The organism is Shinella kummerowiae, assembly GCF_009827055.1.
Taxonomy (GTDB): Bacteria; Pseudomonadota; Alphaproteobacteria; order Rhizobiales; family Rhizobiaceae; genus Shinella; species Shinella kummerowiae.
In genome coordinates this window covers 19,907-34,930 of sequence record NZ_WUMK01000005.1, presented here as the reverse complement: position 1 = coordinate 34,930, position 15,024 = coordinate 19,907, and the positions used below count along the sequence as shown (strand labels likewise).

The 15,024-nt window shown below is 63.0% G+C and carries 12 protein-coding genes; 5 read left to right on the top strand and 7 right to left on the bottom strand.

The features are described 5' to 3' along the window. Positions 1-230: 230 nt before the first annotated feature. The gene (locus tag GR138_RS13910) at positions 231-1,490 is read left to right on the top strand and encodes a glycosyltransferase family 4 protein (protein ID WP_160859845.1); all 1,260 of its coding nucleotides are present in this window, start codon (positions 231-233) and stop codon (positions 1,488-1,490) included. Here GR138_RS13910 and GR138_RS13905 read toward each other — a convergent pair. From GR138_RS13905 to GR138_RS13895, 3 genes are all read right to left on the bottom strand, one after another. Then, the gene (locus GR138_RS13905) at positions 1,428-2,879 is read right to left on the bottom strand and encodes an O-antigen ligase family protein (RefSeq protein WP_160859844.1); all 1,452 of its coding nucleotides are present in this window, start codon (positions 2,877-2,879) and stop codon (positions 1,428-1,430) included. The genes GR138_RS13910 and GR138_RS13905 overlap by 63 nt on opposite strands. Before the next feature lie 127 nt (positions 2,880-3,006). Further along, positions 3,007-3,789, bottom strand: a complete 783-nt coding sequence (locus GR138_RS13900) for a right-handed parallel beta-helix repeat-containing protein (RefSeq protein WP_160859843.1) — start codon at positions 3,787-3,789, stop codon at positions 3,007-3,009. 1 nt (position 3,790) lies between these two features. Beyond that, complete coding sequence (locus GR138_RS13895; protein ID WP_160859842.1) at positions 3,791-4,729, bottom strand: glycosyltransferase family 2 protein; 939 nt, start codon at positions 4,727-4,729, stop codon at positions 3,791-3,793. 254 nt (positions 4,730-4,983) lie between these two features. Here GR138_RS13895 and GR138_RS13890 point away from each other — a divergent pair, with 254 nt between their 5' ends. Beyond that, the gene (locus GR138_RS13890) at positions 4,984-6,189 is read left to right on the top strand and encodes a glycosyltransferase family 4 protein (protein ID WP_160859841.1); all 1,206 of its coding nucleotides are present in this window, start codon (positions 4,984-4,986) and stop codon (positions 6,187-6,189) included. Here GR138_RS13890 and GR138_RS13885 read toward each other — a convergent pair. Beyond that, positions 6,180-7,112: a glycosyltransferase gene (locus tag GR138_RS13885; protein WP_246200463.1), complete on the bottom strand. Its 933-nt coding sequence runs from the start codon at positions 7,110-7,112 to the stop codon at positions 6,180-6,182. The genes GR138_RS13890 and GR138_RS13885 overlap by 10 nt on opposite strands. 361 nt (positions 7,113-7,473) lie before the next feature. Here GR138_RS13885 and GR138_RS13880 point away from each other — a divergent pair, with 361 nt between their 5' ends. The 3 genes from GR138_RS13880 to wecC are packed head-to-tail and all read left to right on the top strand — an operon-like array spanning position 7,474 to position 10,833. Continuing rightward, positions 7,474-8,742, top strand: a complete 1,269-nt coding sequence (locus GR138_RS13880) for a hypothetical protein (protein WP_246200462.1) — start codon at positions 7,474-7,476, stop codon at positions 8,740-8,742. Positions 8,743-8,759: 17 nt separating this feature from the next. Continuing rightward, the gene (locus GR138_RS13875) at positions 8,760-9,584 is read left to right on the top strand and encodes a WecB/TagA/CpsF family glycosyltransferase (RefSeq protein WP_160859840.1); all 825 of its coding nucleotides are present in this window, start codon (positions 8,760-8,762) and stop codon (positions 9,582-9,584) included. Continuing rightward, the gene (wecC, locus tag GR138_RS13870) at positions 9,577-10,833 is read left to right on the top strand and encodes a UDP-N-acetyl-D-mannosamine dehydrogenase (RefSeq protein WP_160859839.1); all 1,257 of its coding nucleotides are present in this window, start codon (positions 9,577-9,579) and stop codon (positions 10,831-10,833) included. The genes GR138_RS13875 and wecC overlap by 8 nt, the downstream gene beginning before the upstream one ends. A 183-nt stretch (positions 10,834-11,016) precedes the next feature. Here wecC and wecB read toward each other — a convergent pair whose 3' ends face one another. Genes wecB through GR138_RS13855 form a run of 3 tightly spaced genes read right to left on the bottom strand, consistent with a single transcriptional unit; the run spans position 11,017 to position 14,651 of the window. Beyond that, positions 11,017-12,300, bottom strand: coding sequence for a non-hydrolyzing UDP-N-acetylglucosamine 2-epimerase (wecB, locus tag GR138_RS13865; RefSeq protein ID WP_276508790.1), 1,284 nt, complete (start codon positions 12,298-12,300; stop codon positions 11,017-11,019). Positions 12,301-12,330: 30 nt separating this feature from the next. Then, a complete protein-coding gene (locus GR138_RS13860) occupies positions 12,331-13,164 on the bottom strand; it encodes a CpsD/CapB family tyrosine-protein kinase (protein WP_160859838.1) in 834 nt (277 codons plus the stop codon). Continuing rightward, positions 13,131-14,651 (bottom strand): GumC family protein, encoded by a 1,521-nt coding sequence (locus GR138_RS13855; RefSeq protein ID WP_160859837.1) that lies wholly within the window; start codon positions 14,649-14,651, stop codon positions 13,131-13,133. Before GR138_RS13855 ends, GR138_RS13860 begins: the two co-directional genes overlap by 34 nt. Positions 14,652-15,024 lie beyond the last annotated feature (373 nt).

The following is a 15,024-nucleotide window of genomic DNA, read 5'->3' as shown; positions in this document are numbered from 1 at the left end:
CTTAGAGGACATTTCCTTTTGCCGTTCGAGTAAAGGGAACAATAGGATTCACGACCTACACCTTAGGGTGTACGCCGAGGCTGCCGATTGAGCCTTCATGATGCCCTCAGCGTAGGGATCGTGCCCGCCGTTTTGCCCACCCCGCCGAAAGGTGCGATTGCACGGCTTTGCCCTTCCTCGCAGTTTGAACCGCTGGACAAACATGCGGTGTCAAACCGGGAAAGCGGCCATTGCGCATCCTCGTCTATCCCCACGATCTCGCCGTCGGCGGAAGCCAGATCAACGCGATCGACCTGGCCGCCGGTGCGCAGGCTGCAGGCCACGAGGTCATCGTTTACGGCGTTCCGGGGCCTCTCACCGGCTATATTGCCGAGCGCGGCCTGCGCTTTCTGCCAGCAAGCACAACAAAGTACCGCCCCGCGCCTTCGCGTATCAGCGAACTCGCACGGATCGCGCGGCGGGAGCGGATCGACCTGATCCACGCCTATGAATGGCCCCCGTGCCTCGATGCCTACTACGGTGCCTTTCTGATTTTCGGCGTGCCCGTGCTCTGTACCGTGCTGAGCATGTCCGTCAGCGCGCAGGTGCCGCCCTCGGTGCCGCTGATCATGGGCACCGAGGATCTCGGCCGGGAGGCGCGCGCACGGATGGCCGGCCCGGTCTGGGTGATCGAACCGCCAATCGACGTCGACCGCGACAACCCATCCATCGACGGGCAGCCGTTTCGAACCGCGCATGGCATTGCGGGTGAGGATTTCCTGATCGTCAGCGTGTCTCGCCATGCCCTCGACCTGAAACTGGATTCACTCGTGCGGGCCATCGATGCGGTGGAAATGATCGGGGGACAGCACAGGGTCGTGCTGGCGCTGGTCGGCGACGGCCCGGCTCGCGCGGCGCTGGAGGAACGGGCCGACGGCGTCAATCAGCGTCTTGGACGGCGCGCGATCATTCTGTGCGGCCAGCAGCTCGATCCGAGGGGTGCCTATGCCGCCGCCGACCTGGTGGTCGCGATGGGCAGTTCCGCCCTGCGGACGCTTGCCATCGGCCGACCGTTGATCGTGCAGGGGGAGCAGGCCTTTTCGGAAATCTTCGAGCCCGCGACGCTGACGATGTTTCTCAATCAGGGGTTCTACGGGCTCGCGGACGATGCGCCCGGCGCCGGCCGGCTCGCAGCGCAGATCGAGCGGTTGGTGCTGGATGCCGATCTTCGGCGGAACCTCGCCGAATATGGTCGCCAAGTTGTCATTCAACGCTTCAGCCTCGAAAGGGCGCTGGCGCTTCAGCTCGAGATTTACGGCGAAGTCATCGCCATGCGCTCGGAAAAACATGTCAGGGAGGCGGTCAAGTCCGGCCTGCGGGCCGTAGCGGTCGAACTCGACAACCACAATCCCCTGGCAAAGCGCCGGAAACGGCTTCAGGCCCTCGCTTTATTGTCGGCCGCCAGATCGGGCAGATGGCCGCCCACTCTCGATACCGGCGCGAGAGGGTAGCTCCCTGGCACCAAAGGCAGGGCGTCGTGTCGGTCGCTCTTGCGTTTCGTCCTGGCCCTTCGCGTCCAGCAGCCAAATCCCTGCACCCAGGGAGAAGATGAACAGGACATAGGTGGCGTTCCAGAAGTGGACGGTCCAGCCGACGAGAAAAAAGCTCGTCAGGGAGGCGAGAAATCCCAGTCGATACGCGTTGAGTTTCGCATCGCCGATTTTCCGTATGGCGACGGTGACGAAGACCGCCAGGAACGTGGCGAGCATCGCCGCGGCGGCGGGAATGCCGTAGATTATCGCTTGATACAGCCAGAACATATCGATGCTGGGCGGCATCCAATCCGGCCTGTCCCAACCGATCATGGTCGTTCCGAAAAGGGGATGGTTCATCACCGAGCCGGTCCCGAAATTCCATATCAGCACACGATAGTAGGCGTTTTCGGGGCTGAATGAAAAATGGGTGATGAAGAACTCGAACACGCTCTGGTTGGACATTGTCGCGACCAGCACATAGCCAGCGCCGAGGCTTGCCCACAACAATTTCCACCGCGCCTTGAAGCGCGCAAGCACCCTGTCCCACGCAAGCAGGACGATCTGGGCAAAAAGCCCGCTCTGTGGACCTGACGACATCGACAGGACCGTCGTCACAGCGATTACCGCAGCCTTCGCATAACGTTCCGAGGCCGTCTTGGCGTAACCGAGCACGCAATAGACCGGCCCGAGCAAGGCTCCGCAGATCACGCCGAAAAGGATGGGGTGCTCCACAACGCTTTGCACGCGGCGCAAGCCCCATCGCGTGTCATGCAGGTTCGGGTGCGTCTTGAACACTGTGCGGACCAGATCGAGCAGGATGTTCTCGCCAGTCAACGCCTCGATGAATGCGAACGGCATCAGAAACAGAATGACGCGAAACAGCAGGAGCGTCACGCGATAGTAGTCATCGGCGGATCGAATGTAACACCGTGCGAGAAGGTAAGGCCCCATCGTCTCGATGAACTGGATGCCGCCCGACTGCAGACCCTGGCCGAGGCCATGCACCGCACACAGGCTGATGAAACACCAGAGGCAATACAAAAGCAGCGTGAAGTCGGCCAGCCGCAGTTGCCCTGCCCCGCCCGATGCCCATTTGTACAGGCACGGCAGGATCGTGGCGAGCAGCACCAGGCGAAAGGGGCTCAGCGCCAGACTTCCGGCGTTGAAGGTCAGGGGCAGGAAAAGCGACAGGAGGAACAACGTGATCGGCAGGGATCGCGTTCCACGCGCCGGATGGCCTTCGGCGAGAGAACCGGACGCCCGGATCGGTGCGTCTGCATTCTGTCCGGCTAGCCGACTTGGGCGGGGCGCACGCGTCTTCACCGGCCCCCGCAGCCGGCCGTCGTTGGTAAGGATGGCGCGCATGGCCAACAACTGCCTCATGATACGGAATGACGCGACGTCCCGACACCCTATCCCTGCGCGTGGCGGTAGATAACTTATCAATCGGATCAGTCGACGTCGTGCGGATACACCCAAGGGATTAGGCGCATCACTTGCGCGCGTTGTTGCCCTCCACCACCGGCTGGCTGTCGTAGAACGCGAAATTTCCCCACCGCCCACCACCGATCTCGTTGCCGATGATGCGGATCGAGGCGTCGTCGACGGCACCACCACCCTTGCGGCCATCGAGATATATCGTATAGCCGCCACCGACGAGGCGGTTGTTCTCGATGGAAATGTTCGACAATCCGCTGAACTCGTTGTTCATCATCACCGCCGAGGTCTGGTCGTGTTCGTTGACGATGAGGTTGTGAACGATCTGAATGTCATGGCCGCCATTGATCTCGATGCCGTCGTAGTGACCGTCGGTGCTGGTGCGGAAATCGTGGATGTAGTTGTCGCGGATTGTCGACGGCGCGATGACGTTGATGCCATTGTCGACGCCGTGGATGTCGTTTCGCAGAAAGGTCCCGAAACCATAGACACCGTTGACCGTCCCGCCGGCACCGTCGATTTCGCTCTCCTGCAACGTGAAACCCGTCGCACTCTCCATTACGCGCAGCGCATGCCAGGGCGCTTCGGAGACCAGCCTGACATTTGCCATCGTCACGTTGCTGGCCTCTATGACGACGTTGCCGTGGATCTCCAGGTCGCGCACCGTCGCATTCTCGACCGTCGCATAGTAGGTGCCGCGGAATTTGACGAGCCTCGAGGGGGCGGACAGTCCCGTTCTTTCAAGGTTCCAATGGTCTGCGCGCGACGGCGTGATCGCTGCTGTCGTCAGGCAGAGCGGGACGAGGCCAAGGACCGTCAGTGCCCGGATGTATCTCATCTTATCGTTCTGAATGGGGTTGGGGCGCGGCGAGGGTGGCGTTGACGAGCACGCGAGCGAGCCGCCGGGCGAGCGAGCGAACGACCGCGGCAACATTGGCCGGGCGGTCCCTCAGTCCTGCGAGCAGGAAGCGCATTGCCGACCGTTTCTTGCCGGAATTATAGAGGCCGATCGCAATCCCGATGCGCAACCGGGACCGATCCAGCCGCCGTGCGGCGAGCACCCGACCGTTCTTGCGCAATATCCGGAATTCACCCATCAACTGCCGCCGTCGATTGGTCGATATGCTATCGGCCGAGATGAACCCCAGAACGACCGGCTCGATGTCTTCGAAAACCCGCGTCTGCTGGACCAGCCGTACCGCGAATTCCCAGTCCTCGTTTGCCCGCAGGCATTCGTCGAACCAGCCGAGATCCGGCATGCAGTCGCGCCGGAACAGGGCATTCTGCACGCTGATCCGGTTTTCGGCCAGAAGGTGGCCGAGCTGGTCCTCGTCGAGCCGCAGCCTGCTGTTGGGCGGGGGAGCATGCGCGACCTTGCCTGCCCCGTAACGGAACTGCGGATCGCGTCCGTAGACGATCTTGCCGCCGATGACGACGCGCACGTCGTCGGAAAGCGTATCGAAGAAGGCAACCTGCCTTTCGAGCTTTCCGGGTAGCCAGAGGTCGTCACTGTCCTGGAATGCGATGAGCCGCCCCCGGGCAGCCGCAAGCCCAGTGTTGCGGGCAGCACCAGCACCACCGTTCTTGCCGCGGCGTATGTACCGCACCCGCGCATCGGCAAAGCCTTTGACCACGCTTGCGACGTCGTCGCTCGAGGCATCGTCGACGACGATGAGTTCCAGGTCCCCGTAGGACTGGGCGAGCACGCTCTCCATGGCGGCGACGAGGGGCTTTGTTCTGTTATAGGTCGGTAGGATGACTGAAATATCGGGGTTCATCGAGGCCTCCGCGAGGCGTGCCACCTGTTGCCTCTCATCTATGCAGATCGCTCCGAAGGAGGAAAGACCGGTAAAACGGGGTATGCGGCCATCCTTTTGGATAGGCCCGGCCTATTCGCGGGAGGCTGGCGTCCTGTATCCGCCCCATGCCCGCCGCCGCTCACCACCCAAAGGCGGCATTGCCGCGATATCCAGGTCCGGGATAATCCCCGAGCGGGCAAGGGGACCGCGACAGGTTTTTGGAGCGTTTGGATTTGGCCAGGGTCTTGTTGATCGCACCGACCTGCAATGGCGAGGATGTCGGCGAGGCGTGGGTGGCGTTCCAATGGGCGCGCCGTCTTGCCGAGCGGCACGACGTCACCTTGCTGACCTACCACAAGCGCGGAGCACGCCCCGCCGCCGAGCAGCTTCCAGCCATGCGGGTGATCGAGTGGTGCGAGCCGCCGCTGCTCGGCCGGGCAGAACGCCTCAACAGCCTCATGAAGCCGGCATACCTGCCGTTCTATCTGCATGCACGCCGATGGATCAGGCAGGCGCTGGCGCGCGGCGAGCGGTTCGATCTGGTGCATCAGCCCGTGCCAGTCGCGATGCGCTATCCCTCCCCGGCAGCCGGCTTCGCCCTGCCTTTGTTGATCGGCCCCGTCGGCGGAAGCCTCCCGTCCCCGGAAGGCTTCACGACGGACGACACGTCGAGCCCTTGGTTCACGCGGTTGCGAGCGCTGGATCGTCACCGCCTGACCTGGGATCCGTGGCTGCGGGCGTCCTTCAGAAATGCGGATTGCGTGCTTGGCATTGCCGACTACGTGAAGGAAATCCTCGCGGGCGTTCCCTTGAAGGACTTCCAGGTCATGAGCGAAACCGGTCTCGACGCCCTCCCGGAGAGGATCGACAGGTCCGGCCGGCAGGGGCCTGTGAGGCTGCTGTTCGTCGGGCGCCTTGTGCGGACCAAAGGCGTGCGCGACCTGATCCGCGCCCTGCCGCTTGTCAGCGATCTGCCCGTCGAACTCGATATTGTCGGCGAAGGCCCCGAGCGTGCGCCATGTGAAGCGCTGGTTGCGTCCCTCGGTCTCGAGGCGCGTGTCCGCATGCATGGTTGGCAATCGAAAGAGAAGGTTGGCGCGTTCTATCGCGCGGCCGATATCTTCACGTTTCCAAGCTACCGGGAACCCGGCGGCAATGTGGCGCTGGAGGCGATGGGATATTCACTCCCCCTGATCGTCGTCGATCGCGGCGGGCCGGGCAGTGCGACGTCGGATCTCTGCGCGATGAAGCTCTCCGTATCGACACCCGAAAAGCTGGCGAGCGATCTCGCCGCGGCCATCGCAACGCTTGCGGCAGATGCCGGTTTGCGCGACCGCATGGGGCGTGCCGCCTATGACCATGTCGGCAAAACCGCCCTCTGGTCCGCGAAACTTGACAGGGTGGACACGATCTATGCCGACCTGGCAGGTCAACGCTGAAGAGCCGCTCGATATTCGCTGTAGGGACGAAGGGCTGCCGACAGTGCGGCACGATGGCCCGGCCCCAACCCGAACCGCATCACCTCTCCGGTGATGATGCCGAGGCGAAACAGGAATGTCGCTGCCGCACCATGGTGACGTCCGTAGTAGTGGATACGATTTGACGTCATCAGCGCGGAAAGGCCGACATTTTCATGATACTCGCCGCCGATGTGAACGGCGCGGGCGGCCGGTTCGTAAGCGACTTTCAGGCCGCAGCGGCGGACTCGCTCCATGTAATCGACCTCCTCGCTATAGAGGAAGAACGTTTCGTCCCATGCGCCAACCGCCTTGCGCGTGCGGGCCGATATCGCCAGCGCCGCGCCGCTGGCCCAGTCGACCGTGCCGCCCGCGCGGTACAGTCTCTCGTCCTTCACGATCTCGCCAAGACCCAGCCGGCCGGCGAAGCTGGTTCCGAGCAGCGAGTCCGACCATGCCGTGATCAGCGACGGCTCCCTGCGCAGCGAATGCGTGATGCTCCCATCCTCGTGGAGCAACTGTGGCACCACCAGACCGATCGAAGGATCGTGCAGCCGGCTGACAAGCGTACGCGCACAGCCCGGTTGGAGACGAATATCGGGGTTGAGGATGAGGAGGTGCCTTTCATCGTCGATTGAGGCGGCGGCGGCATTGATCGCCGCCGCATAGCCGGCATTTCTGCCTGTCTGAATGACGCGCACATTGACGGGATGGGACGCAGCGATGTCGACCGAGGCATCCCTGGACTTGTTGTCGACGATGACGATCTCCGTATCGGCCAGTCCCGCCAGCCCCGAGGGCAGGGAATCGAGCAGCCCGCCGATCACGTCGGCGCTGTTGTAGGTGACCACCACGACCGCGAGGCGTGTCCCGTCGTGCAGGCTTGCCAGCGTGTTGTCTTTCATGGCTTTCGACGACATATCCATTGCGCTGCGCCCGCTCGTTTCATCGAGCCCAGAATTGTCTGAATACTACCACACCGAAAGACTGCCGAGAGACGTAAGGCGCAGGAGATGCCGTCGGACACCTAGTCGGATTGCATTACGCCACCGCCTCCCCGCCCTAAGCCCTTCGGATAGTCCGTGGCGTGCTTCCTGCCCTCCAACGATCGCGCGTCAACCTTTGAGAGCGGTAGATTAAACGCCTGGAGTTCGTAGCCTAGGTGACAAGCGGGACGGAGATCGGCATCGCGTTTCAATCGCGTGGAGCCCTCCGTCGATCAGGAACCTCGGCAAGCCGGTGCCTTCACCGGTGATGGAAGCCTCCATGTCGATCGACATCGCCAAATCGCAATTGCAGATTCGCGCGGCCTTCGAAGCCGCCACCTCGTCCCGGTCGGTTGAAGGGCCGGCGCCCCTCTCAAAGGATCGGCTTGCCCTGCTCGCCGCCGTGTCCCCGTCTTCGCGCTCCCTGGTCGACAGGTTGCTGCTGGTTGCCGGGCACGGCCTGCCACGCATGTATGACGGCGACCTCTTTGCCCATACGCTGCGGGCGGTCGAGACGAAAGACGGCTGGACGGAGCGGCGCGAGGGCGTCAGCCTTCGTTACACCGCCATGACCGCCCTTGGCCTGGCGCATACCGACACGGCGACACAGATGCACGCTCTGGAAGGCGGCACGATTGCCGAGCTGCTGCAACGGGCGGCCGCATCCGCCGAACAATCCGCCGATATCGGTGCGATCGCCTTGACGGCCTGGGCGATCGCCGAAGTGACGGGCGTCTTTGCCGCCCCGCTCTATACGGCCCTGTCCCGCCACCTGGCATCGGGCACACCGATCTCCACGGTGGAATGCGCCTGGTGCCTGAGCGCCGCCCTCGCGGCTCGCGGACTTGCCGACACCTCGCGCCTGATTGAGGCCGCACGGGCCGGCCTCTTCTCAGCGCGCCTCGGCTCACCGCTGTTCGGGCATTGGGTACCCGCTTCGGCGAGTGGTCGGCTGCGCTCCCATATCGGTTGTTTTGCCGACCAGGTCTATCCGATCCAGGCCCTCTCGCGCCTTCATGCCAGCCTCGGCGATGTCGAGGCGCTCACAGCGGCTGAAGTCTGTGCCGAACGAATCTGCGCGCTGCAGGGCAGCAGCGGCCAATGGTGGTGGCACTACGACGTGCGCCACGGCACGGTTGCCGAAGGGTATCCGGTCTACAGCGTCCACCAGCATGCCATGGCGCCCATGGCGCTTCTGGAACTACGCGAAGCGGGCGGGCGGGACTTTTTCAATTGCATCACCAACGGGCTTCGCTGGCTCGACGACCATCCGGAAACACGGGACGTGCTGATCGTACCGGACAAGGGCGTTGTCTGGCGAAAGGTCGCCCGGCGCGAGCCGAACAAGTTCGTTCGCAAGGCAGCGGCGGCGGGAACCGCGCTGTGGTCCAGTTTCAAGCTGCCCGCCGCGAACGTCCTGTTCCCGCCCCGGCGCATCGACCGCGAATGCAGGCCGTATGAATTCGGCCTGATGCTTTACGCGTGGCTCAGCGGCGGAACGGTGACAAAGCTCGGGGACAACAGGGACGCGAATACGACGCGCCTTTGATTGAGGGGGAGGTTCGGATGACAAGCGAGCGCCAACTGCTGTTCGGGATGTATATGGATCCCTTACGCATGGAAGAGGCCGTCGAACGGTGCAGGACGGCAATCGGAACGCGCCAGCGCATGCTCGTCGGCGTGCTGAATGCCGCCAAGATCGTCAATCTCCGGCGCAATTCCATGTTGAGGAATTCCCTGATCGAATGCGACATGATCATCGCCGACGGCCAGGCCGTCGTCTGGGCGAGCAAGCTGCTCGGGCGACCGCTTCCCGAACGCATCGCCGGCATCGATCTCTTCGTACGGCTGCTTGCGCTTGCAAATGCCGAGCGCCGCTCCGTGGCCCTCCTTGGCGCCCGGCCGGACGTCCTCGCGGCCATGGAGACGGCGATCCGCGCGCGCTATCCCAATCTCACGATTGCCTATAGCCATCACGGTTACTTCAAGCCGGAAGAGGCGGAAGGCATCGCGTCCCGCATCCGTGACTGTGGCGCGGACATGCTGTTCCTCGGCATGGTCTCCCCGAAAAAGGAGATCTTCCTCGCGACGCACGGTCCGTCGCTCGGCGTTCCCGTCCTGCACGGTGTCGGAGGCTCCTTCGACATCCTTGCGGGGTTGACGCGGCGCGCGCCGCCGCTCTGGCAAAAATTCGGGATGGAATGGGCCTACCGGGTCATGCAAGAGCCGCGCCGCCTGTGGTGGCGCTACCTGTCCACCAACAGCAGCTTTCTTCACCTGCTCGCGCGGGAAATGCTCAGCCCGACCCGTGCGTTCGAACACGAGGACGGGCAGATCGTGGTGAAATTCGAACGGCGGGAAACGATGCCAGGGAGCGTCGTGCATGACTGAGATCTTCAAGGGCAGGCTGGCAATTCTCGGCCTGGGGTACATTGGCCTTCCGACGGCCGTAGCGATCGCGACGCGGGGCATTGACGTTACCGGCGTGGACATCAACCCTGCTATCGTCGCCGCGATCTGCCGCGGCGAGGTACCATTCGTCGAGCCTGACCTGGCCGTCGGCGTCAGCGGCGCGGTGGCGATGGGACGGTTGGTCGCCACGAGCGAGGTGCCGGAGGCCGACGCCTTCATCATCGCGGTGCCGACACCCTTCAATGAAGACCACACAGCGGACCTGTCCTACGTCAAGGCAGCCGCCGAGCAGATCGCACCGCGCCTGAAACCGGGCAACATCGTGGTGCTCGAATCGACGTCACCGCCCGGAACGACGGAGATGGTCAGTAGCTGGATCGCCGCCGTGCGACCCGATCTCAAGATGCCGCGGGACGGGGAGAACGGCGCGGACATCTATGTGGCCCATTGCCCCGAGCGCGTCCTGCCCGGGCGGATCATGATCGAGATCATTACCAACGACCGCGTCGTCGGCGGATTGACGCCGCTATGCGCCGAGAAGGCCGCGTCGATCTACCGTCTTTTCGCCCAGGGCGAAATCCTGCTCACCGACGCGGCGAGCGCGGAGTTGGCCAAGCTGGTCGAGAACGCCTATCGCGACGTCAACATTGCCTTTGCCAACGAGCTTTCACTGATCAGCGAGGCGCTGCATATCGACGTGTGGGAGGTCATCCGGCTCGCCAACCGGCATCCGCGCGTCAGTATATTGAGCCCGGGCCCTGGCGTGGGCGGGCATTGCATTCCGGTCGACCCATGGTTCATCGTCTCCGCTGCACCCGGCCTTGCCAAACTGATCAGGACGGCGCGCGAGGTCAACGACCGACGGCCGCACCATGTCGCCGAACAGGTGGTGATGAAGGCCAAGCGCTTCCACGCCCCGACGATCGCCTGCCTCGGCCTGACGTTCAAGGCGAACGTGGACGACGTGCGCGAGAGCCCGGCGATCGACGTCGTCGGCCTCATTGCCCGTGCGCTGCCGGATGTGGAGGTGCTCGCGGTCGATCCCTATGTGGAGAAGATGCCGAGGCAGCTTGCCGAATACGGCAACATCCGGCTCGAACAGGCCTATGACGCCGTCGAGCGTGCCGACATCGTCGTGCTGCTCGTCGAGCACGACCCCTTCCGCGCGATCCGCCACACCCGGCTGGGCGGCAAGATCGTCTATGATACGCGCGGTGTCTGGCGGTAATCTTGCCGCTGAAGAACCGGGTGTATCGCAAAGGGCCGCAGGCTCTGCCCGTCCCGCAAGGTACGGCAACACCCTCAACGTCAACAATTTGCTAGATTCAGGCTCTGGTCCGCCCGGCCTTCGGAAGCGATGCCGGCGGGCGGAGGAGAGGTGCCTGTGCGACACCCCCAGGCTTAGACACGTTCATCCGACATGTGCGGTGTCGAGAGCGCTGCCGTTGCGGACAAACGCGCCCGGATGGGCGGTCTGGGGAACGGATCTGACATCGAGGACGATCGGCAGCGGCGCGGCCGGCGCCAGGCCGGTGAACTCGTCCGGACGATCGGCAAGGCCAAAGAAGTGCTCGATCGCCTGCGTTGACCGCCGCGCGGCCAGCCCGTCGCCATAGGGGTTCACGGCGCGGGCCATTCGACGATAGGCATCGCCATCGCGGAGCAGTTCCGTGACGGCGTTCACGACGGCATCCTCGTCGGTGCCGATCAGCCGCGCCGTGCCCGCGGTCACCGCTTCGGGCCGCTCGGTCGTCTCGCGCAGCACCAGCACGGGTTTGCCGAATGTCGGCGCCTCCTCCTGCACGCCGCCGCTGTCGGTCAGGACCAGCATACAATCCCGCATCGCGCTCACGAAATCCCGGTAATCAAGAGGCCGGGTTATCCTGACGTTTTCAAGGCCTGCAAGCGGCGGCAGAAGCACGTCCCTCACCGCCGGATTGAGATGGGCGGGAAGAAGGAAGTTCATGTGCGGGAAATCCCGCGCCAGCCGAGCGATGGCCCGCGCCGTTCGCGCCATCGGCTCACCCCAGGATTCCCGGCGGTGCGCGGTGATCAGCACTGTCGGCCTGTCGAAAACCCCGTTGAGTTCCGGATTGTCCGACACGCTGTTGCGCCCGGATACATGCAACAGCGCATCGATAACGGTGTTGCCGGTGACGACGATATCGCTTTCGGCGATGCCGTCCCTCAGCAGGTTGGCCTTGGCGGTCGATGTCGGCGCCAGATGCAGCATGGCGAGTTGGCTCGTCAGCCGGCGATTGAGCTCTTCGGGGAATGGATTGTCGCGATTGCCGGTTCGCAGGCCGGCCTCCAGATGAATGAGGGGAACCTTGTGATAGAAAGCCGCGAGCCCCGCAGCAAAGCAGGTGGTGGTGTCGCCCTGCACCACAAGCGCATCCGGGCTCTCCCGCTCGATCACCGCGGAGACCCCCGCCAGGACGCGGGACGTGATGGTCTCGAGCGTCTGCGACTGCGTGATGATGTTGAGGTCGAAATCCGGTTCTATCCCGAACAGATGGTTGACCTGATCAAGCATCTCCCGATGCTGGCCGGTCACCGCGATCACCGGCCGGCAGCATCGCGACTGCCGCAACGCATCGATCAACGGGGCCATTTTCACCGCTTCAGGGCGGGTGCCATACACAACCAGTATTTTGAGCATGCGCATTTCCCCGTCATCGATGGTGTTGATCATGATCCCCGCAGGGCAAGGCCGTTGTCGCCGTCAATAGGCCGGGCCATGGCGACATTTGTTGAGCACGACGCCGAGGACATTGGTCCTTTCGGCGAGCATGCGCTCGCAGGCATCAATCTCTGCAAAGGTGCTCTGTTCGGCGGCCGCGACGAGGATGACGCAGTCCACATTGGGCAGGAAAGCCAGCACGTCGTCGTGGGTCAGCATCGACGTCATGTCGTAGAGCACCACATCGGCACTCAGGTCCTGAACCATTGTCTTGAGCGCTTTCGCCGCCGCTTCGCCCTGCAGGATCTCAGAGGCGAGGCGCGCTGGCCAAAGGTTCGCACCGATGGCGAGATTCTTGCCGCAGAGACGCAGCGCGTCGGCAACGTCGTATTCGCCCCGCAAAAAGAATTCCATCGATGGCGACGCATCCATTTCGAGCAGTGTCGCCAGGCCGGGGTTCCGGAGGTCCAGATCGAGAAGGACCGTTCGCGTGTCTTCCAGTTCGGCAAGGCTCAGCGCCAGGTTCACGGCCACCAGGGATTTGCCGCAGCGCGGCATCGGAGACGTAATGGCCACCGATCGCCAGCCGTTCTGCTTCAGCGTCTGCATGAGCTTCGTCCTGAGCAGATCGAATGCCGCGCAGGCTGGATCGGACTTGTTCCCGGCGACGATCCCATGGGCGGCCCGTGTCTGCGGCGACAGCCGGAATTCCTTGAGGGACGGCCAGGCATTGTCTTTCGCAAAACTGGGGCGCGCGTCAGGCGCTTGCTCCCTGCCCCGATCCGAATTGCGGATTTCCAGGGCTTCATGCAGGAAGGCAGGTCGAATCCCGATGCTCATGGCTAAATCCCCCGCATGGTGAGATACGTCCGCCAACTCTCGCGCCAGGTGCCGGCGCGCCATGTGGACGATGCTATCGACGGTTTGTTTCGCTTTTTGCCGGCTGACATGCTGATGACCGGAATTGTGACCAGCGGCTCGACCTGAAGCAGGTTGGTAATGTCTTGCGGCCTGCGCACGGTTCTGTTGAGCAGTTCCAGGAGAATGGCGAGCCCAATCCCAAGTCCCATGCCGGCCGCGCCACCGCCGGCCACGAGCAGGCGGCGCTTGGGCCCGGCGGCCTTTGTCGGCGCGATCGCGGCTTCGAGGAGCGAAAAGCGCTCGCTATCCGAACGGATTTCAAGCTGCTCGCCGGTCGATGCCTCGGCTTTTTGCGCGATTGCGGCATTATATTGCTTCTGCACGTTGTCGCGATTTCGCAGAAGCGCCGTCAAGCCCGCCTCGCTGATCGGCGCCTGCGCGACCGACAAGCGGAGTGCGGCAATACGTTTGTCGATCGTCGCTTTCTCCCCGGCTATCGTCTCCAGCCGCAGGTCTATTTCCGACAGTTGCAGATCGAGCCCGAAGGGTGCGCTTTTTACGTTCTGAGCCTTGCCATCAGCCACAACCGGCTTGCGCACCAGCCGGATACGCTTCTCGAGTTCGGCGATGCGGGTGCGCATGGCAACGATGATCGGGCTGTCATCACTGAACATGGTGAGCTGCTCGGATATCGCCTTGTTCAGATCAACGAGCAATTGCTGGTCAGGGGTCAGGCGCTGCTCGATGCCAGGCAACTGGTCGGTGCTGGTATAGGCGGCAACAAGGGCGCCACGCTTGCTTCGCAGCTCGGATGCCTCGCGTTCCAGTGACGCCTGGCGTTCCTGCTGGCTCAGCAATTCGCTTCGATAGAAGTCGAGGCTTTCGGGCAGCGATTCCCTGTTGTCGTTCTTGAATTGAAGGATTTCGGCTTCGAGTTGCTTGAGCGTGTGGTCAAGCGCCACCGCCTTCTGATCGAAGAATTCCAGCGTGCTGCTCGCACGGATGGTTCTTTCCCGCTGGTTCTTCGATAGCACCAGCCCGACGAGTTCGTTGGTGACTTTCGCCGCGAGAAGAGGGTTTTCCGCGTCGAAGGAGATGGCGTAGATCGCCACGCGCTGAGCCGGATCCTGAGCATCCAGCTGTACTTGCCGGAAATCGATCCGCGATCGCATGTCGGCCACGATGTCTTCGTCCGACGGGGTTTGCGGGCTCGCGGCGTAGATGTCGAGCCTGGAGGCAAGGGCGACGAGCGCGTCATGCGTCGTCATCTCCTGCTGCAGGATCAGGAGTTGGGCGGTTGCGCCCATCGGCACCGTGGATTTCGCAAGATCCGTCGGGATCTGCGGCGCCTCGACAAGCAGCTTGGCCGATGCGGTGTAAACCGGCGTCTTGAACCGAACGACCATAACCGCCGCCACGAGAGCGACGATGGTGACCACCAGCACGAGAGGCAATCTGCGCCTGATGATCGAGAAATAGAAGCCGAAATCCAGGTTATGCATTGAAGACAACCTATCCATGACCCAAGCGAGTTTGATGGCATCTTCGAGTGGCGGCTGTTTGCGGGATAGATGGCCGTTCGACGTTGCGACTTTGCCGCTTACGATCTTCCATCATGATTTCGGTGAGCGATGCGACGGGCGTAAACTCATAGCCTACGCCCGAGGGATGGTTCGAGGCACCGATGGCATGCACTTTCGGGTGCTCAAGGACGGCACGGCACTAAACCCGCGTGGCGAAAATCGACACCGGATAATCAGATGGTGTCAAATCGGCGGACGGAGACAATACGCCGCCACCGGCGGCCCCTCCCCTTTCCGCTGAGCGCCGCTTGCCCGTTGGTTCCAGACTCAGCCCCTTGCATGTCTTTCCCTC